Here is a 21,478-nt window from a genome sequence, read left to right as displayed (position 1 = left end):
GATATAATTGGAATGGAAGTTTTTAAGATTATTACTATTTGAAAGTAATAAAATTCTCGATAGAAAAGAAGAGAAAAATGAAATCGTTTAAAAAAATGGTTATTAACTTACATTTAAGATCAAAATTGATTATCGCATTTACTGCTATTATAATGGCTTCTTTTCTAGCTATTGGCGGCGGATTGTCTTGGTTATTCATCCATTCTAACAGGGATATGCTATTGGATGCAGCCGTAAAAAATAATCAACAAATAACCAAAAATATCGATACCGCGCTTCAGCCATTGCTTTCTTTATCGATGTATCCTGTATTAGACCCACAAATCTATCAAATCATGGAGAAAGATTATTCCGGATTGGCGTATCCTCTTTATGAAAGACAAAATGATTTTGATATAGTGAACAGTAAAATTCGGAACAATTTTTTCCTTTATAGTACTCTGATTGATTCCGTACTGATCTATCAGAGTAAAAATCATATGGTTGTAGGACGCAGCAACTTAGAATATATGAATCATTCTTATTTTGAAAACAATTTTTCTAATGAGACCTATATAAAAGAAATCCTTCAAAAAAATGGATTATATGTAGCTGTTGGGATTCATCCAGATAGGCTCTTTTCCCCAAAAAGCGACCCTGTTGTTTCCATTGGCCGTGCCATTATTAATCCATATTCAAAGGAACAATTAGGATTAATATTAATGAATATCGATGTTAATCAATTAAAGGAATTATGGAGTGATATCCAATTTACGGAGAATACAAAATTTTATCTAGTTGATGATCAAAAAAAAATAATTTATAGCCAAAAGTATGAGGAATTAGGAAAAAATGCAGAATCTGTTATAGGAAAGGATTTTACGTATATTACTGGCCAAAAGAAGGAAACAAAAGAAAATCAGGAATCCTATTTAATTTCAGCTTCTTCCAAAATATCAAATTGGCAGGCTGTCACCATTATTCCTAAACACGAATTGTTTCAAAATCTTTCCTTCGTAATTAAAATCATTATTATTATGATGCTGGCATTTTTACTATTATCAATTTTTTTGTCTTATTATATTGCTACAACGATAACAAAACCACTATCTATTCTTGAGGAAAAAATGAAACAAGTTTCTCAAGGAAACCTGGATGTTACGATTGGTATCCATGAGGGGGAAATAGGTAAAATAGGCAAAACAATTGACCGGATGTTAACAGAACTTAGAGAGCTGATTCAAAGAATATATAAAGAAGAGGAAGAAAAAAGGAAATTAGAGATCCTCGCACTTCAATCCCAAATCAGACCGCATTTCATGTATAATACGATAAATGTCATCAAGTGGATGGCAAAAATTCAAGGGGCAAGCGGCATTGAAGAAGCTTTAAGTGCTTTCTCGGCAGTTATCCGTTTTACCGCCAAAACAGAGAACGAGCTTGTTACCATTAATGAAGAAGTGGAATTTACTATGAATTATACAAAAATATTGGATTTTCGATATTTTAATAAATTTGAGGTTTCCTTTGAAGTTGACCCTCAAGTGAGAGAATACAAGACTTTAAAGTTTCTGCTTCAGCCATTAGTGGAGAATAGCATTTTTCATGCATTTGATAACATTGAACATAAAGGAAAGGTCCTTATTCGAATCTATGAAGAATCAGATCATCTAGTCATGCTGGTTTCTGATAATGGAAGAGGTATATCAGAAACTGAGAAAGAGAAGGCAGAGGGTGTAGATAAGTTAAATTCGATTGGAATTAAAAATATTAGAAAAAGAATTCAATTACACTTTGGTGAGAGATATGGATTATCAATTACCGCCCAAGAATCAAGCGGTACGATTGCAAAAATCGAAGTTCCAATTATAAAGTGAAGAAAAAGGTGATTTAATGAAAGTTCTTATCGTTGATGATGAACCATTAGTCCGGATTGGAATTAAGTCCTCCATTAATTGGAGCGAGTACGGAATGGAGCTTGCCGGTGAGGCTGCGGATGGCGAAGAGGCCCTTACTCTAATGGCAGAGACAAATCCTGATATCGTGTTTCTAGATATAAAAATGCCAAAAAAGGATGGAATCCAGGTTCTAAAAGAAATGAAGGATCGAAAGCTTCCATCAAAGGTTATTATTTTAAGCAGCTTTGACGATTTGCAGACAGTTAAACAAGCGATGAAATTAGGAGCTGAAGATTATTTTCATAAACCGAGTATGAATGAGCAGGAAATTGTCCAGGTCCTGCTAAAAATAAAACAGGAAATCGAGTTTGAACAAGATGAAAAGGAAATTAAAGGGACGGATGGAGCTGTAACCAAAGAAACCATCCTTCGTCAATTGCTACTGGGGAACACAGAGGAGCTTAAGCAGACCAACTTAAAAGAAAATAATCTTTATACTGTAATATTTAAGGTTAAAAATTATCAAAAAGTTGTCCAAAGGTATCCAGATGATCATCCTGGATTTTTACAAAAAACAGTCTTAAACCTCCTGAATGAATTATTTTCTAAAGAAAAGGAAGCTGAATTTTTGCAAATAGAGAACAATCTTTTTTGTGTTTTCTTCAGTTTTAGTGTTATTAGAAGTAATCAACTGTCGTTTACTTCTGTTTTTGAAAAGGTGCAGTTCATCCAGCATTCCTTAACCCGATTTTTAAATATTGAGACCACCTATGGAATTAGCGAAAAAATCAACCGGCCCGCCGGCATTCCAAAGGCATTTAATCAGGCTGGAAAGGCATTGAACCAATCCTTTTATCAACCAGAAGATTCTATCTTTTTCTATCAAGAATCAGACACAGACAATGTTTTAGAACAGGTAGATACCTTTATTATCAAATTGAAGAAAGAACTGCTGGAAGAGAACTATGAAAATTTTACTGAAATTCTAACAAACTTAGAAAAGTATTTATTATCAAAAAAAACGTTAGGAGAAAGTGAAGTTAGAAAAATTTATGAAGGCCTATTATTTATCATTGAGGAGACAGAGGATTATTTAGGAAGCAGTGGTCGATTAGAAGAGATTGAAACATTTGAAGAACTTTCAAGTTATTATCATGAGCTTATTCAACAAAAGTTTTCCGTTCGTTCCAAACTAAAAACTCAAGGATACAGTCCAATTATTAAAAACATTTTACTGTATCTTGATAAGAATTATCAGCAGCCAATTTCCTTAAATAGTTTAAGCGAGGAACTTAATGTTAGTCCCAATTATATAAGCCGGCTTTTTAAAAAAGAAGTCCAAAAAGGTCTTTTTGATTATTTAAATGAACTTCGAATCGAAAGGGCTAAGAAACTTTTAAAAGATTACAAATATAAAATCTATGAAATTGCTGAATTAGTTGGGTTCAAAAGCCAAGTTCATTTTGCCATTGTTTTTAATAAATATGTCGGTGTTTCTCCAAAAGATTATCGAAAAGAGTAGTGAGTGAGATTTTATTAAAGAAAAGTCAAAAATATTAAATAATCTATAACATGTATATACAAGTTAATGAAAAAGTGTTTTATTATTAAATTAATCATTATATGATTAATTTTTTTTTGCCTTCGTAAACGTTATCATTACGTTACAAGTTAAATAAAACGCATTCATTAAGGAGGAGAGAAAATGAAAAGGATTACAGGCCTGTTAGTTATGGTCCTTACCTTAATTATAGCTTTAGTCGGCTGTGGTACAAGCAATAACACAAATGGAAGCGGTAACTCTAATGAAAAAATAACCATTACATTTGGTTTTTGGGGAGCTGCAGAGGATTTAAAAATTTATCAAGGCGCTGCTAAGGAAATTTCAAATGAATACCCGAATATTACACTAAAGGTTAAACAATATCCAAGCAGTGAGCAATTTTGGAATAACCTTCCAGGGGAAATTGCAGCTGGAGTTGCCCCTGATTTTATTAAAATCTCGAATGAAGGTGCCTATGAGTATGTAAACAAAGGGTTATTCACCTCAATAGATGACGATATGATCACATCAGCAAAGATTGATATGAATCGTTACAACTCAAATGGAGTGAATATTTGGAAGTTCAATGACAAGCAGTATGGTCTACCTTTTAATCAAATGCCAGCCATGTTCTTTATCAATACGGATATGTGGAATAAGGCTGGATTAGGTGACTATCCAAAGACTTGGGGCGAAGTGGAAGCGGCAGCAAAGAAATTAACTACCAAAGATGTTTATGGAATCGGTCTGAATATTCAACCTTTCCACATTACCAACGTGATTAAAAGTTATGGCGGTGACTGGGGAAATGGAAAAACAATCAACTCTGAAGAGAACATCAAGGGATTACAAGAAATTCTTGACTTGTATAAAGAAGGTTTAGCAGTAACACCTAAAACTCTTGGTTATGGCTGGGATGGAGAAGTTTTCGCAAACGGCAAAGCAGCAATGACAACAGGCGGTAACTGGTATAAAGGATACTTAAAGGATGCCAATCCAGACCTTAAATATGCGGTTGTACCGGTTCCAAAAGGAGCGGCAGAGGCTAGTACAATGATTTCTGATGCCTATGTACTGTTAAAAGACACCAAACATAAAAAAGAAGCCTTACAGGCTGCCTATTACCTAACGAATGAAAGTGTCCAAAAAGCATTTATGAAGCTGGGTGTTAATCCATCCATTCAAAGTCTTTCCGATCAGTATTATAAAGAGAACCCTGAATTTAAAGCAATCGAGCAGTCTCAAGCCTCGGCAACAGATTTTGCCTATCCGAAAGAAACAAAGAAATTCACCGACGAATTGGTAAAACAGCTAGAGGATACGATCTTAGGCGGAAAGAAGAAATCTGCTAAGGAAATCCTTGATGATATTCAAAAGCAATTTTAATGGAATGGTTCCCGAGTCTCCTATGATTCGGGAATACTTTTTATCACCTCAACACCTTACATGATTAGAGGAGGATTAAAATGATAGATCGACAGAATACGGCTGAAATGAAGCTGAATATCCACACGAAACATAAACAAACAATCAAAACGTCATGGCTGCGTACAGCAGCTGATTCTGATCAATTTATCGGATGGGTATTTACGATGCCGTTTTTAATTCTATGGGGATGGTGGTTCTTTTACCCCTTTTTAGAATCATTTATTAGAAGTTTTCAAGATGTGAATTTTACAGCATTAGACCAGGCAAAATTCATAGGTCTTGGCAATTATACGAAAATTTTGCATGACCCAGAATTCTACAAAGCGGTGTGGAATTCATTAAAAATTGTCATAATTGCTGTTCCTGTTCAAACGATACTTGGACTTATAATGGCCATGCTGGTCAATCAAAAGATCAAAGCAAAGGGACTTTTCAGGACTATCTTTTTTATTCCTTACATTACATCGCAAATCGCTGTCACAACTGTATTTATGATGCTATTTAAACAAGGTACATTTGTGACTAAATTTTTTGGTCTGTTCGGGTTTGGTAATACAACCTGGTTTGCAGATCCTCATTATGCACTGTTATTTGTATGTATTCTGTTTATTTTTCAGCAGGCAGGTTTTAGTATGATTGTTTATCTATCGGCACTTCAAGAAATCTCGCGTGAATTATATGAAGCCAGTGAAATAGACGGGGCATCTAAATGGAATCAATTCCGTTATATTACTGTTCCATCTTTAAAACCAATTACATTTTTTGTTGTATCTGTTTCGACTATCTTAGGATTTCAGATTTATGATCAAATTGCAGCTATTTCAAGATACGGGGCGCTTGGTTCTCCTGCAGGTGCAACGAGCACGGTGGTAACTTATTTTTACCAGCACGGAATCCGCTATATGAATATTGGGTACGGGTCTGCAGCGGTAATTTTATTCTTCTTTATCATTATGTTTGTTACATTCTTGCAGAAGAAATTCCTGGATGAGAAGGAGTGATCGCAATGGCAACAAGGAAGAGACTTTTTAACTTAGGGATTCATACTATCATTATCATACTAGGAATCTTTTTCATGCTTCCATTCATTTATACCATTTACACCTCATTTCTAAAGATGGGAAACGTAAATAGTATTGTTGGAATTGGCCAAATGACATTGGAAAATTATAAAACTTATTTTACAAATGAAGCCTATAGTGTACCAAAGTGGCTGTGGAATACGATCATCATGACTGGGATTGTGATTATTGGTAACCTGATAGTTAATCCGATGGCTGGTTTTGCACTGGCTAAATTGAATTTTAAAGGAAAAAAAATCATTGAATGGATTGTTATCGCCACCATGATGATTCCCTATCACATGATCTTGATTCCTGTGTATGTGAACATGGCTAAAATAGGCTGGTTAAATACGATGCTAGCTTTAACCGTTCCCTTTTTATATCAAAGTTTGTATATTTTTATGCTAAGACAATTTTTCAAGAGTATTCCAAATGAACTAATTGAGGCAGCAAGAATTGATGGACTAACGAAAATGGAAGCGTTCTGGAAAATCGTCTATCCATTAGCCAAGTCACCGCTGATTACCATGTCCATCCTTTCTTTTGCTGGTACCTGGAATAGTTATTTGATTCCAAGTACATTAGCCAATGTTCCGGAAAAATATGTGCTGGTGGTGGGATTAAACAGTGTGAAGGATGCTGTTTTTGAAAACACACCATTAATCATGGCTGGTGTGGTATTGACAACCCTGCCAATCTTAATCTTTTTCTTTATCTTCCAAAAACAATATATTGAAGGAATCTCTAATTCTGGCATTAAAGGATAATTTTCTTGAAAAGGGTGGAAATGCATGGACTATCAAGTAATTAAAGAGGGCGATTTGTTTATTCTAACCGACCAAAATGGCGATATCACAGCGAATGATGAGAATGGCCATGGCTTATATACAAAGGACACTCGTTTTTTAAATCGAATGGAAATCTTCATCGATGGTGAAAAGCCATCTAGGCTCTCCTCGACAGCTAGTAAAAGCTATGTTGCTTCTTTTAGATTGATTAAAGAAGAGAAGGATAAGGGAGCCATTGAAATCCTCCGCGATCGAATCATTTATGATGGGGTTCTCTATGAGAAAATTTCCTTTACAAACTTTTTTCCTTCTAGGGCCAGTTTTGACTTCTCAGCCGCTTTTGATTCAGACTTCCAAGACATGTTTATTGTCCGTAAATATCGTACGGGTGAGGTAGGAGCCATTGTTGGCAGAAAAGCCGGTGAAAACTTTGTCTCCATTCAATATCAAGGGGCGGATCATGTTATACGAGAAACCGCGATTATCTGGGATTCGAAAGAAGCAAAAATAGATAGTAAAGGTAACATCCAATTATCCATTGCGTTGGAACCGCAGGAAATGAAGAGTGTTTATTTTTATATTGTTCCTAGTATAGATGGGCAAAAAGGAACAGTTTTATCTTTTGATCAAGCCTATCGACAATTGGAAAATTCCTATGAAAAATGGTATCAGGAAACAACGAAGGCAGTAACGGATTCTCCTGTATTTAATGAATTGTACCAGCGCGGCAGTCAGGATTTGCGGATGTTAATGGTGGATGTTGGTTATGGAGAAACTCCTGTGGCAGGGCTTCCATGGTTTGCCGTGCCATTTGGAAGGGACAGCTTGATTACCTCCTTATTTATGCTGCCATTAAATCCTGGAAAGGTTAAGGGAACATTGAGGACATTGGCAGCCTATCAGGGGTTAAAGGCAGATACTTGGCGTGATGAGCAGCCAGGGAAGATTATGCATGAAATTAGATTTGGTGAACTTGTCACTACGAATCAGTCACCATTCTCTCCTTATTATGGGACAGTCGATTCTACTCCATTGTTTTTAGTGTTAATGGCAGAATATTACCGTTGGACCGGGGATCTATCACTAGTGGAGGAACTGAGGCCGAATATATTGAAGGCACTGGCATGGATTGATGACGCAATCAAGCAGCGGGGTTCTGACTTTTTAACTTATCATCAAGAGGCTGAGAAGGGATTCCCTAACCAAGGATGGAAGGATTCCAGTAACTCTGTTGTACATGAATCAGGAGAATATGGGGTCTCCCCGATTGCCTTGGCAGAGGTTCAGGGCTATGTTTACCAAGCTAAAAAGGGGTTGGCACCAATATTCCATCTATTAGGCGATGAAAAAAAGGCGGCTCAATTAGAAACAGAGGCTGAAACATTAAAGGCAGCTTTTGAAAATTCTTTTTGGATGGAGAATGAGCAATATTATGGGATTGCTTTAGACAGAAGCCAGCAGCTGGTAAAATCCGTTACATCAAACCCTGGTCATCTCTTATTCTCAGAACTTCCAAATGCCGAGCGGCAGAATCAAATTGCGAAAAGACTGCTTGCTGACGATTTGTTCAGTGGGTATGGAATTCGGACCATGAGTACAAATGCTGCTGGGTATTATCCTATGAGTTACCATAATGGAAGTGTATGGCCTCATGACAATGCCATGATTCTGCTCGGTTTAAGCCGATTAGGCTATAAAGAGGAATCCGGCACCATCATTTCAAGTTTATTAGAAGCCTCAAAGTCTTTTGAATATCAACGGTTACCGGAGTTATTTTGCGGCTATGGTTCCAATATTGGCTATGCCGTGCCATATCCATCAACTTGTTCACCACAGGCATGGGCAGCGGGGACAGTGTGTGTCTTATTACAAGCTATGCTTGGGATTACCCCGGATGCCTTGAAAAAGAAAATTACGATTAATCCTGTCCTGCCGAAAGAGATAAATGAACTCACTGCTGAGGGTCTTCGCATTGGTTCTGGCGCTATATCAGTAAAAATTGTACGCAGAAATGAAAACGATCTTAACGTTGACATTATTGAAAATACAACTGGCTATGCCGTGATTTGTTTAGCAGGGAACCCAGCAGTTCTTAGGTAAAATAATCAATTTAAGAAAAGGAATGAACGGCATGAAACAAACTTGGTGGAAGGAAGCTGTGGTTTATCAGGTCTATTGGAGAAGTTTTTTAGATACAAATGGCGATGGATTTGGCGACCTTGAAGGGGTTATTCAAAAGCTGGATTACATTCAAAATCTTGGCGTCGATGTGATCTGGTTGAATCCATGTTATGAATCACCGGATTTTGATAACGGATACGATATATCGGATTATCGGTCGATTATGTCAAAAGCCGGAACAATGGAAACCTTTGAGAGACTTCTTGAAGAAGTACATAGCAAAGGAATGAAACTAATCATGGATTTAGTGGTAAACCATACATCCGAACAGCATCCCTGGTTTATCGAATCTCGCTCGTCTAAGGATAATCCAAAAAGGGATTATTATATTTGGAGCGATCAGCCAAATAATTGGCGTTCGTATTTTACGCCGTCCACTTGGGAACTTGACGAAAGCACCGGAGAATACTATTTTCATTCGTTTGCTGTTCAGCAGCCGGATTTGAATTGGAAAAACCCAGAGGTTCGTCAGGAAGTATATTCTCTTATGAAGTTCTGGCTGGACAAGGGAATTGATGGATTCCGTATGGATGTGATTAATCTCTTAGCAAAACAAGAGGGATTCCCTGATGCAGAAAACTCGGAGGATATCTCTTATCTTGGCAATAACCCGGGAATTCATGAATACCTTCATGAAATGCACGAAGAGGTATTGAAACATTATGATATTTTTACAGTTGGAGAAATTCCGTTTGTTACACCAGAAGACGGTCTTTTGTATGTAGGTGAAGATCGCCAGGAACTTCATACATTATTTCATTTTGAAGTCTGCGATTATATGGCACATTGGGATATGAAGCGATTCAAGGAAATTCAAAGACGCTGGTATCATGGATTGTGGGGGAAGGGATGGAACTCACAATTTTTAAACAACCATGATCATACTCGATTAGTCACTCGATTTGGAAATGATACGACTTATCGGGTAGAGTCAGCAAAGTGCTTTGCCACTCTTCTTCATATGCTTCCTGGGATGCCGTACATTTACCAGGGGGAAGAAATCGGCATGACGGGTGTAAGGTATCCCTCCATTGAAGACTACAATGATATAGCAATGAAGAACAGGTATAAAGAAGAAGTGGAGAAGGGGCGGAACTCGCAAGAAGTGTTTGAAAGTTTACTGCATCTTTCCCGTGATAATTCTCGTACCCCAGTACAATGGGATGACACAGAAAATGGCGGTTTTACAAGTGGAGCCCCATGGATGAAGGTAAATCCTAACTATAAGGAAATAAATGTTGCCCAAGCACTTAAAGATCCAGACTCTGTTTATTACTATTACAAACAATTAATCCAATTGAGAAAACAAAACGAAGTCATGGTATATGGAAACTTTGAAGAACTATTTGAAGACCATCAGCAAATATATTCATTTACCCGTGGATTGAAAAGTGAGAAATGGCTAGTGGTACTCAACATATCTGAACAGCAGGTTCAAGTTCATTTGCCGGAAAATTTAACTTCCTTTGATAGGGAACTTATGATCTCAAATTATAACAATCAAGTAGATGGAAAAAGCAAATTTTTGATGAAACCATATGAGGCTCGAGTGTACCGTCTTATATAAGGAAATTTCAAGAATAGAAGAGGTTGTCTCTTTATGGGTATCCCCTGTAAGAGACAGCCTCTTTTTATATTTACAGCTCATCCCTACAATTAGAATTGGTGTATATTTCATATTCTTTGAGAAACAATAGGTTTGTCACAGATGGTGTGACAAAATTCACTTTCCTCTTTATTGTATACAGAGGATTAGTCCTTTACTATAAAAAGGTACTACAACAATGAAGGGATGAGAGCAAATGGCTCAATCGAATATAAAAGTAGCTGTACAGAAATTCGGTAACTTTCTGAGTTCAATGGTTATGCCGAATATATCAGCCTTTATTGCATGGGGTTTAATTACGGCCTTATTTATTCCAACAGGTTTCTTTCCGAATGAAAGCCTTGCCAAAATGGTCGGCCCAATGGTTAGTTACTTGCTTCCTCTATTAATTGGTTATACAGGCGGTAAGCTTGTCCATGATCAGCGTGGAGGAGTAGTTGGTGCAATTGCAACCATGGGGGTCATTGTAGGTGCACCAGATGTTCCAATGTTTTTAGGTGCCATGATTATGGGACCATTCGGTGGCTGGGTGATCAAGAAATTTGACCAATCAGTTGAAGGGAAAATTAAAGCCGGCTTTGAAATGCTGGTTAATAACTTCTCAGCAGGTATTTTAGGTGGATTGCTGGCCATTCTATCTTTCTTGGCCATTGGCCCAGCAGTAAATGTATTTACAGGATGGCTAGTTGCAGGGGTTGACTGGCTTGTAAGTACAGGATTATTACCGTTAACAAGTATTATTATTGAACCTGCAAAAATTTTATTCTTAAATAATGCCATTAATCATGGTGTTCTTTCACCAATCGGTGTGGAGCAAGCTAAATCTGCAGGGAAATCATTATTGTTCCTATTAGAAGCTAATCCAGGACCAGGTATTGGTGTACTGCTTGCCTACTGTATTTTTGGAAAAGGTACAGCGAAAAGAACGGCGCCAGGTGCGGCGATTATTCAATTCTTTGGTGGAATTCATGAAATATACTTCCCATACATTTTAATGCGTCCAATGTTGTTCCTAGCAGTTATTCTAGGTGGGATGAGCGGCGTATTTACGTTAGTTCTTTTAGGCGGGGGATTACTTGCTCCTGCATCTCCAGGCAGTATCCTTGCTATTATGGCAGTTACCCCGCATCATGCAGGAACTTATATTGCTAACCTAGCAGGTGTACTTGTAGCAGGAATTGTATCGTTTGTTATTTCCTCTTTTATTTTGAAAACAGGGAAAGAGCAAGAGGAGGATATCGAAGAAGCTGCAAGAAAAATGCAGGAAATGAAAGGGAAGAAAAGCTCAGTCTCTAATGTATTTTCAGCTGATACCGGCACCATGCCTGAAAAAGTAAACAAAATCGTTTTCGCTTGTGATGCAGGAATGGGCTCTAGTGCAATGGGTGCTTCCTTGCTGCGTAAAAAAGTAAAAGAAGCAGGCTTAAATATTTCGGTTACGAATACGGCGATTAGTAATTTGCCAGCGGATGCTCAAATTGTTATTACACAGGAAGAGTTAACACCAAGGGCGCAAAATAAATTACCAAATGCTTATCATATCTCCGTTGATAATTTCTTATCCAGTCCGGAATACGATAAATTGATGAACCAGCTTAAAAATCCGGAAACGGCGGAACTTCAAGAAATTGTAGATGACGCTGAAGCTAATGTTCCTGAAGCTGATAATCAAGCTGATGACGCATTACTTCTTGAGAAAAATATTTTCTTAAATCAGTCTTTCGCAACAAAGGAAGAGGCCATTCGTTTTGCAGGAAGAGCATTGGTCAATGCCGGATATGTTAAGGAAAGTTATATTGATGCCATGATTGAAAGAGATGAAATGACGTCGACTTACATGGGTAACGATGTAGCGATCCCGCATGGAACGGAAGATGCGAAAAAGGATGTCTTAAATTCTGGATTTACCGTTTTACAGGTACCTAACGGTGTGGATTTCGATGGCCAGAAGGTTCGTTTAATATTTGGTATCGCAGGCAAAGATGGTACACATCTAGAAATCTTATCTGGTATTGCTGTTACATGCTCAGATATGGCTAATATTGAAAAATTAGTTGAAGCAAAATCAGCAAGGGAAATTATTGACATCTTAAATGATAAAAAATAAATAAAATGAGATCATGAATACAAAAATCGGCATAGCCGCTTTTTGTATTCACTTTTTTATTATCATTTGCAAAATGAATTGTCAGTACTTGCCAAACGGTTAGTCTCTTTTATGTTACTTTTCAGAAACGAGTTGGTAGCATGTATATAACGACAAGGGAAAAGGCAATTATTGAGTTACTCGTTAAAACCTCTGGAAAACATACGGTTTCGTCCCTTGCGAATCACCTAAATGTAAGTGTTCGTACGGTTCACCGTGATTTAACCGGGGTAGAAAAAATTCTTAAGTCGTTTGATCTCCACTTAGTTCGACAAATGGAATCGGGACTAAGGATTGAAGGAAAAAACGAAAATATATTTCGTTTAGTTCAGAATGTAACGAGTATTGTTCCAATCGATCAAACTCCAGAAGAAAAGAAATTACTGCTGCTGATCGCCTTGATGCAGGAGGAAGCCTTTAAAATTCAATCATTAGCCATGGAACTCGGTGTAAGTAACACAACATTAACCACCTATTTAGGGGAATTGACGGAGTGGTTAAGTCATTTTAATGTGACCATTAGTAGAAAAAGGGGAGTTGGCGTTGATCTTATTGGATCGGAGGCAGCTAAACGAAAAGCATTAGCCAGCTATTTTTTGTTGTTTTTTAATGAAGAGTTAATTGAGAGTTTATTTTTGTTAGAAAATAATAAATACGCGCAGGAATCGATTTTGCATTATTTTTTTCCAGAGTACATTGTTGTGATAGACCGACTAGTGAATACTATCTTTGATAGTACCCAGCAGCGTCTTGCTGACAATGATTATATCGGACTTATTGTACATATAGGTATAACCATGCAACGGACAGAATCCTCTTACTTTTTAGAAGAAGAGGAAGGGTCTAATCATAGCCTGACAAATGAATATAACTTGATCAAAAACATATGTGCAGAACTTGAAAAGACCTTTTCGATAACATTTACGGAACAAGATATTATTTATTTGGCTGTCATTTTAAAGGGGTCAAAGCTTCAAGCAGTGGATGTAGTGCCTTATGATAGCCTTGTCTTAAGTAAAATAGTAAAAACTCTTATACAGGAAGTTTCATTACAGCTTCATGTTGATTTAACGAATGATTTTTCCCTTTATCAGGGTTTATTGGCTCACATGGAACCCTCTCTATATCGGATTAAACAGCAAATGGGCTTGTTTAATCCTCTAAAAGAGGAAATAAAACAGAAGTATCCCTTTCTGTTTTTAGCTGTAAAAAATAGCGTAGAGAAGCAGTTTGCTGAAATTGATTCTATCCCAGATGATGAGATTGCATTTATTGTTCTTCATTTTGGGTCTGCATTAGTTATGAGGGAAGAAAAGCTATCGATTCATGCATTAGTTGTTTGTCCAACTGGGATTGGGACATCCAAGATGCTAGCAAGCAGGATCAAAAAAGAGATCCTAGGAATTGATCATATAGAAATTAAATCCATTAAGGAAATTCAAGATCAAACAAATGTAAAAAATTATGATTTAATTATCTCTACTGTTAAGCTCCCATTTTTAGATGTGGATTATTTATTGGTTTCTCCTCTTTTAACTGAGCAAAACATAACTGCGATAAAAAATTATTTAAGAAATAACCTAACATCACTGACGGAAAAGAGGGAATATATTCCTTTGTCAGGTACGAATGTATCTTCATCTGAGGCTGCACAGAGTGGAAGCATTTATGACGTAATACAACAGCTTAAGATCGTACAAGAAAGCATTGAGGACATCTTATTAAATTTTAAAGTTTATAAAATGGACCGTGTTAAGGATCATGAGAATGTGTTGGCGGAAATGGTGATTACAGCCCAGAGTGAAAAACTGTTGGACTCTGCGAGAGATGTCCTAACCTCCTTAAGCGAGAGGGAAAGTAAAGGGGGACTGGGCATCCCGGGAACAGGCATGGGCCTTTTTCATTGCAGAGATAAAAATGTCCATAAGCTCATTTTCCAAATCTCTCATTTACATGAGCCTATCATGGTAAAAGGTATGGACGGTAATGATATGTTGATCAAGAACATATTGTTGTTGCTTGCTCCTGAAGAATTAAGTATGAGGGAGCAGGAAATAGTAAGCTTGATTAGTACTAGCTTAATTGAGAACAGTGAAGCAATGATGATTTTTTCTTCATCGAATGAGGAAGTTATTCGAAGAAAATTAGAAAATATTTTTTTACATTATCTCCAAACTAAAATAATAAAGGAATGATTAGGATGAAACTAGCAGTTCATTTTGGAGCAGGAAACATTGGAAGAGGATTTATCGGGGCACTTTTTTCTCAGTCAGGGTATCATGTTACTTTTGTGGATATTGCAGATCAAATCATCAATCAGTTAAATGAGGAAAAACAATACCAAGTAAAGCTAGCTACAGTTGAACAAGAAACCATGACGATCCAAAATGTTTCCGGATTAAATAATATAAAACAAGAAAATGAAGTAGTGGAAGCCATTAAACAAGCGGTCTATTTAACTACAGCCATAGGGCCGAATATCCTTCCGCATATTGCACCGCTAATTGCTAAAGGATTAGCTGAAAGAGTAAAGAATAACGAAGAAAAACTTTATGTCATCGCATGTGAAAATCAAATTTCAGCTACGGATTTATTAAGAGGATATATCTTTGAACATTTAGATGACGAAACGAAGGGAAAATTAGAAGGTAAAGTGCATTTCTTTAATTCGGCTGTTGACCGAATTGTGCCTCTTCAAAACAATCAAGGCTCACTTGATGTCTTAGTAGAGCCATATTATGAATGGGTAGTTGAAACAAGTGAAAACATTCCTCCGGTTGAAGGGATGACAATGGTCGCAGACCTTGCGCCTTTTATTGAACGTAAGTTATTTACGGTAAACACAGGCCATGCAGTCATTGCGTATTTGGGCTATCTAGAGAATAAGTCCACCATCGACCAAACGTTGGCAGACGAAGCAATCTTAAAACAAGTTCAGGCTACTCTTGGTGAAACAGGTGCCTATTTAATCCATCAATATGGCTTAAATCCTGAGGATCATAGCCAATACATTGATAAGATTATTCACCGTTTTGAAAATGCTTATTTAAATGATGATGTGACAAGGGTAGGACGTTCCCCAATTCGTAAGCTTGGTCCTAATGATCGTCTCGTTCGTCCAGCTGTCGAAGCACAAAAGGCAGGACTTTCATACACAAATCTTGCTAGGGCTATTGCTTCAGCTTTACTCTTTGATAACCAAGAAGACCCAGAAGCTGTCAAACTGCAAGGAATGATTAAGGAAAACGGACTTTCTGCTGTCTTAAAAGAAGTTAGCGGGTTAGATGAAAATAGTGAAATCACTAAAGAAGTAATCAATCATTATGAAAAGTTAAAAAGATAAGAAAAAAGGGTCAGTCCTTCATTACGTGAGGGCTGACCCTTTTTACTGGCAGACTTATTTACTTTCGATAACCGATTTATCTTTTTCTAATAACACAATTAAACCAGGTAATAACACACCCCTGATTAGGAAGGTATCAAGCAATATCCCTACTGCAACAATAAATCCAAACACAAACAATAATTGAATTGGCTGGGTCATCAAGACCGCAAATGTTGCCGCAAGGATGACTCCTGCAGAAGAGATGACCCCACCGGTGCTGGCAACGGCAATTTCCACCGCTTTCTTAACCGAATGTGTTTTTTGTTCTTCCTGGAACCTTGAGATTAACATGATATTATAGTCAATTCCGAGAGCCACGAGGAAGACAAACGCATAAAGAGGTACACGGTCACTGATGGTACTTATATCAAAGAATAGACTACTTAAAAACATCCCCAGTCCTAGTGCAGCAAGGAATGAGATTAGAATGGTCCCCATCATATAGATAGGCATCTTAAATGATTTTGTTAAGATAATTAACATGGCAAAAATCAATATGGTCTCTAGCAGGACAATAACGATGACATCGCGATTATTCGTTGCCCGGTCATCCACTTTTACAGCGGTTTCGCCGGCAAAATAAAGCTTTCCTTTAACTCCGCTGTCAGATGTTATTTTCTTAGTCTTATTAATGATTTTTTCCATCGCATCAATGGTTGAAGTAGCATAGGGATTTCCCTTAAATGTTAGGCTGTAATTAATCACTTTTTGGGTTTCAGTCATGCCATTAACTCGGACACTGCTAACAAGCGTCTGCTCTGATAGAACACTTTGTAATTGCTTTTGCTGCTCAGGAGTGACCATATCTTTTGATTCAAATAGAACCGTTGTTGGAGCAAGGTCCCCTTTTTCAAATTTTTTCTCTAAAATCTCATAACCCTGTCGTGAAGGCATATCTTTAGGGAATGACTTCATGGTGTCAAATTCATACTTGAGATTAAACATATTACTAGCAGAAAGTAAAAGAACGATTCCAATGATAGCAACCGAAAGGCCAGGTTTTTTTGCCACCAGACGGCCTACTTTACTCCAAAGAGAATTTTGGTTTACTGCTGGGTCTCCAACCTTAGGAACTTTAGGCCAGAACGATTTTCGGCCAAAAAGAGTAAATAAGGCTGGGACAAGGGTGATAGATGCTAACATAATGATTAACATGGTTGTAGCGAAGGTTGGTGCAAAATTATGATAATCTCCGGACCTTGCAAAGAATAAGACAAGCATTGCGGCTAAAACTGTTCCGCCAGAAAAGAACACGGGCATGCCTGTTTCTCTCATGGCCTCTTTCATGGCATTATATTTATTTTCATGGGTTTTAAGTTCCTCACGGTAACGCGAAAAAACAAACAAAGAATAGTCAATCACCGCAGCAAAGAGAAGAATGGACATAATCGAAACGGTTTGACTAGTCATCACGAGTCCGGCTTTTCCCATCAATCCTAGTGTTTGTGAAACAACCTCATAGACAAAAGCTGCCGCAAGCAGAGGAATGAGTGCTAATAATGGGGATCGATAAATCACAATTAATAAAACAAGGATTAATCCAACAGTAGAGAAGATGAGGACCAAATCTGCCCGAGAGAATAGGTCAAGTGTATCTGATGCTATTCCGGCAGGTCCAGTAACATATAAGTTTAAATCTGTTGTTTCTTTCGTGATCTTAGTAATTTCCCCAATTGCCTTTTTTATTTCCTTAGTTTCTAAAGAGGAATCAAAGGTTAATGGAATTAAAGCCGTCGTCTTATCATCGGAAAAGAAGCCTGCTGTTGCTTGGGGAGGCAATGATGATAATGAGACCACTTGTTGCACTCCCTTTATCTTTTTACTTAAAACCTGGTCTAAAAGGTTAGTAAGGTCTGCAAGTTGTACTTCTCCGTTTTTAGATTGGAAGACTAAAATAGCTGGAAGACCATCATTATCTTTAAAATACTGATCCACTTTCTTTTGGGCAATGACTGATTGGGCATCATCCGGAAGTGAAGCAACATTAGAAACCTCATAATCTCTTACACTCGGAGCAAAGACCGCTAGGAGCATGGTGACAATAAACCATGCAGCGAGTGTAATCCACATTCCTTTTTTGGTAGTTACTCGATCGGTAATAGCCTGTAGAAGGGTCTTCATTCGTTTTCTCCTTTCATAGTGGTTATTAATCCAAAGTGACAAAACTGTCACTTTTGGGAGGATCAGACACTTGAATCACTCAACATCATTATCAGTTAAAGTGACACAAGTGTCAATTAATTATTTAACATACCATGACAAATCATTTCTTTAATCGAGCTGATCCATTTAGATTGGGGAATCCCAAAGTGGTTTGGAATCAAAATGGTTTGAAAGATAAAGCCAAGTATTAACTGATCTGGCAGTGTTTCTCTTAACTTTCCTTCCTGTCTTCCTAAGGAGATGAAACCTTGTAAATGGTGGTACATATCCAAATGAAGTTTCTCACGCTTTTCGTTATTTTCCTGGACCTTTTTATTATTGATGGGAATTCGGCGGCCTATTTCAATCATATGCGGAATCGTTGAATTCTTGAAAATAATATTTATTAAAAAATCAAACTGTGCATCAAAACCATTTATCGTTTCAATTTCTTTTAATTCAACAAGGAAATGTTCCATCTTATAAAGCATATAATCGGTAATCAACTCTTCTTTATTCTCATAATACTTATAGATGGCTCCTCGTGAGATTTCCAGTTGTTCTGCTAAGGGGCTAATTGAAAACCCTTCATAGCCATGTGTTAAAAGCATCTGTTCAGTTGCTTGAAATAAATCCTCTGTTGAGAATTTCCGTTCTCGTGCCATATTCTCACCTCATTCTTATTATAGTCCATTGAGATAGCATTGGAAATTTAGATAGTAAAGGCTTGTGAACAAACTAAACGTTTGGTTAAATTTTAATTTTAATCAAACGTTTAGTTAATTATTTTAGAGGGTGAAAGTGTATTAAATTGCCTTAGAAAAAAACTAATCAAACGTTTGTTTAAATATAATCGAGGCTTGGGAACAGAAGTTTTCGGCGACTAATCAAACATTTGATTAAATATTGGGTTTATTTACCCCAGTATAAGGAATTATGCAGGGGAACGACAGCAATGTGCCGAATCATGAAGAATAGGTGGTGGAAAAAAATGGACATACGTTACGATTTTAACTTTAACGCAATCTCATTCATACTTGGCACGATCGCTTGGTGCCTAATAGCAATTATTACCTACCGTCTATATAAAAAACAAGCAGACAAACCAACGGTCTTCAAAGTTTTAATCAGTATCTATGCAGGCCTTTTTTCTTTTTCGTTTAATTGGCAAATGGATGAGGGGACACCTATTAAGATTTCGATTTTACCACTTGGGGTTTGGATTTTGTACGGAATCCTAAAAAGAAAAAAAGGTCGTTGGGAAAGATATAGGCCATTCTTGTGGCTAGGCTTTTTCTCGAATTTTATTTTTTTAGCAGCTAGCTTAATAACAATAGGGACAAATCATTTTCTTTATCCAGAAAATGATTTGGCCACCTATATCTCAAATATAGAAACTGCTAAGATTATTAGCACACATCCTTCCGGGCTTAAGAGGTCTCTTGATAAAGATAGTCTGCAGAATCAGATACATAGCATGAAGCCAGATATTAACCAGGGGATTCAATGGAATGAGGAGGAAACACAGGAAGGGGAAAGTCCCCAGAAAAGAAACGAACAGTTCCCTTATCAACTAATGGGGATCACTCCTAAATGGGGGAGTCAGCCGGCCATTATTTATGTGGAAAGAGATGGTAATGGACTGTTGGTTACAACTGCGAAAAAGCAGCTGTATTTTCGTTCTCAAACCTCATTTCTTAAAGGGGGAGAGTAGAGATGAAGCTGAAAGGGCCTTTTATTTCATTGCTAGCTATAGCCGCCGTCCTCTCAACGCTGTTGATCTATTGGTTTTACTTTTCACCACCAAAATCCTTCCCAACTAAAAGCCAACTGATTAAGGAGATAAATCATTCTACTCCAAGGGCTTCCGTAAAAATCATTCAAGATACTGTTCATATTGATAAGGGACACGTTTTTGTCCCATATATATCTAAGGATGGGCAATACGGGGTAAGTTTTTGGGTGTGGGAGCGGCATAAATGGGAAATGGAGTCTCTTTCGACAAACGGCAGTCCGCGTATTTGGAAGATTGATAGGAATAATCCCGCTTCCTATTATATTTTATGGAACCTGCATCCTGATGATGGGGTGAAGGATATGGATTTTTATCTTATAAGAGAACGAGGGTATCAAGGCATTAATGGACGGATGACATATATTCCAAAGATTCAAATGGAAACGAAAATAGCGCTTAAGAAAAAATCCTATGGTATGATGCTGATGCCCGATGAATGGGATGCCGTTATGGGTTCACTAATAAAGGGTGAAAAAGCAAAAGCACCATGGTCCGTTTTTGATTCCCTTACTTCAAATTATCAAGTGTACTTTGGCTGGATTCCATATGATCAAAAAGATAAAGTGACTGTTGTAAAAAATTCAATCACTGGTGAAGGCTATACCAGTGGAGCAAATATAGACGAAAGTAGAATTCTAAGTCCTTCAGAAATCGAAACTCCGTTAGAATAAGGTTGGCCAGCTCCCCCATCCCAATTTAAAAAATGAGTGCTTTTTGAAATGTTTATCTTTCAACTCCCCTTATTAGGCCTTTTTCTGACAGCTTTTAAAAAGGCACTCACAGGTGAAGGTGCTTCTCTAATGAAAGCGAACGGATTGGGGAAATTATATTTAGCTGATGAAGGGAAGAAGATCGTCATTTTAAACCTTCAGAACGAAGCTATTTTTGTTAACGGCAATGATTTGCTAGCCTTTGAACCTAGTATCAAGTGGGAGATTAAATTGATGAAGAAGATTGCTGGGATGATGGCAGGAGGATTGTTCAATATTCGTTGTGAAGGAACGGGCTTGATAGCAATCACGACCCATTATGAGCCACTGACATTAAGAGTTACCCCTGGACAACCGGTGGTGACAGACCCGAATGCAACTGTGGCCTGGTCTGGCAATCTGCAGCCAGAGTTTCAAACAGATATCAGCTTGAAGACCTTTTTTGGCAGAGGCAGCGGCGAGTCGATTCAGATGAAGTTTGAAGGTGACGGATATGTTGTGGTTCAGCCTTATGAAGAGATCCGGCGGGTGGAGAAGGGGTGATTGGAGTGAAAGGGATATGTTTAAGGATAGAGAACAAAAATTTACGTAGGGAAATGAGAAAATTGCCTTCGATAGGGTATTGAAGACAAATCAGCATGGAGAAAGGGAGGAGGTGTCTTCAATAGAAGCTCTTGAGGACAAATCAACATGGAGAAAAAGGGGGAGTGTCTTCAATAGAGGCTCTTGAGGACAAATTAGCATGAAGAAAAAGGGGGAGTGTCTTCAATAGAGGCTCTTGAGGACAAATCCACATGGAGAAAAAGGGGGAGT

Annotated in this window: 14 protein-coding genes and 1 pseudogene; 13 read left to right on the top strand and 2 right to left on the bottom strand. The window is 37.5% G+C overall.

Going from position 1 to position 21,478, the window contains the following annotated elements; translation table 11 throughout:
• Positions 1 to 95 precede the first annotated feature (95 nt).
• The 10 genes from CVD27_RS00080 (at position 96) to CVD27_RS00035 (ending at position 15,976) form a co-directional block, all read left to right on the top strand.
• Entirely contained in the window at positions 96 to 1,856 is a 1,761-nt protein-coding gene (locus CVD27_RS00080; RefSeq protein WP_257984207.1) for a sensor histidine kinase, read from the top strand.
• Positions 1,857 to 1,872: 16 nt separating this feature from the next.
• Complete coding sequence (locus CVD27_RS00075; RefSeq protein WP_101645890.1) at positions 1,873 to 3,399, top strand: response regulator transcription factor; 1,527 nt, start codon at positions 1,873 to 1,875, stop codon at positions 3,397 to 3,399.
• 183 nt (positions 3,400 to 3,582) lie between these two features.
• Positions 3,583 to 4,806, top strand: a complete 1,224-nt coding sequence (locus CVD27_RS00070; protein WP_101645889.1) for an ABC transporter substrate-binding protein — start codon at positions 3,583 to 3,585, stop codon at positions 4,804 to 4,806.
• A 107-nt stretch (positions 4,807 to 4,913) separates the two neighbouring features.
• Positions 4,914 to 5,849, top strand: coding sequence for a carbohydrate ABC transporter permease (locus CVD27_RS00065; RefSeq protein WP_101645900.1), 936 nt, complete (start codon positions 4,914 to 4,916; stop codon positions 5,847 to 5,849).
• A 5-nt stretch (positions 5,850 to 5,854) separates the two neighbouring features.
• Complete coding sequence (locus CVD27_RS00060) at positions 5,855 to 6,679, top strand: carbohydrate ABC transporter permease (RefSeq protein ID WP_101645888.1); 825 nt, start codon at positions 5,855 to 5,857, stop codon at positions 6,677 to 6,679.
• 24 nt (positions 6,680 to 6,703) lie between these two features.
• Positions 6,704 to 8,800 (top strand): amylo-alpha-1,6-glucosidase, encoded by a 2,097-nt coding sequence (locus CVD27_RS00055; RefSeq protein WP_101645887.1) that lies wholly within the window; start codon positions 6,704 to 6,706, stop codon positions 8,798 to 8,800.
• Positions 8,801 to 8,831: 31 nt separating this feature from the next.
• Complete coding sequence (locus tag CVD27_RS00050; protein WP_101645886.1) at positions 8,832 to 10,448, top strand: glycoside hydrolase family 13 protein; 1,617 nt, start codon at positions 8,832 to 8,834, stop codon at positions 10,446 to 10,448.
• Positions 10,449 to 10,683: 235 nt separating this feature from the next.
• Positions 10,684 to 12,594 carry a PTS mannitol transporter subunit IICBA gene (locus tag CVD27_RS00045; RefSeq protein ID WP_101645885.1) on the top strand — a complete coding sequence of 637 codons (1,911 nt, stop codon included), beginning with the start codon at positions 10,684 to 10,686 and terminating at the stop codon, positions 12,592 to 12,594.
• Between the two features lie 140 nt (positions 12,595 to 12,734).
• Complete coding sequence (locus CVD27_RS00040; RefSeq protein ID WP_101645884.1) at positions 12,735 to 14,828, top strand: BglG family transcription antiterminator; 2,094 nt, start codon at positions 12,735 to 12,737, stop codon at positions 14,826 to 14,828.
• A 5-nt stretch (positions 14,829 to 14,833) separates the two neighbouring features.
• Entirely contained in the window at positions 14,834 to 15,976 is a 1,143-nt protein-coding gene (locus tag CVD27_RS00035) for a mannitol-1-phosphate 5-dehydrogenase (RefSeq protein ID WP_101645883.1), read from the top strand.
• A 54-nt stretch (positions 15,977 to 16,030) separates the two neighbouring features.
• Here the strand turns inward: CVD27_RS00035 and CVD27_RS00030 are convergent, their stop codons facing one another.
• Positions 16,031 to 18,139 carry an MMPL family transporter gene (locus tag CVD27_RS00030; protein WP_101645882.1) on the bottom strand — a complete coding sequence of 703 codons (2,109 nt, stop codon included), beginning with the start codon at positions 18,137 to 18,139 and terminating at the stop codon, positions 16,031 to 16,033.
• 116 nt (positions 18,140 to 18,255) lie between these two features.
• Complete coding sequence (locus tag CVD27_RS00025; RefSeq protein WP_101645881.1) at positions 18,256 to 18,825, bottom strand: TetR/AcrR family transcriptional regulator; 570 nt, start codon at positions 18,823 to 18,825, stop codon at positions 18,256 to 18,258.
• Between the two features lie 326 nt (positions 18,826 to 19,151).
• Here CVD27_RS00025 and CVD27_RS00020 point away from each other — a divergent pair, with 326 nt between their 5' ends.
• The 3 genes and pseudogenes from CVD27_RS00020 to CVD27_RS00010 all read left to right on the top strand — a co-directional run.
• Positions 19,152 to 19,874, top strand: a complete 723-nt coding sequence (locus CVD27_RS00020; RefSeq protein WP_142384053.1) for a hypothetical protein — start codon at positions 19,152 to 19,154, stop codon at positions 19,872 to 19,874.
• A gap of 2 nt (positions 19,875 to 19,876) precedes the next feature.
• On the top strand, positions 19,877 to 20,626 hold the full coding sequence (locus tag CVD27_RS00015; protein ID WP_101645879.1) for a hypothetical protein: 750 nt from the start codon (positions 19,877 to 19,879) through the stop codon (positions 20,624 to 20,626).
• Between the two features lie 93 nt (positions 20,627 to 20,719).
• Positions 20,720 to 21,208: pseudogene (locus tag CVD27_RS00010) on the top strand (AIM24 family protein); the annotation flags it as partial.
• Positions 21,209 to 21,478: the final 270 nt, after the last annotated feature.

Source organism: Neobacillus cucumis (assembly GCF_002860255.1).
GTDB lineage: Bacteria > Bacillota > Bacilli > Bacillales > Cytobacillaceae > Neobacillus > Neobacillus cucumis_A.
The sequence above is the reverse complement of the archived record's forward strand: the minus strand, read 5'-3'. Positions and strand labels throughout refer to the sequence as shown.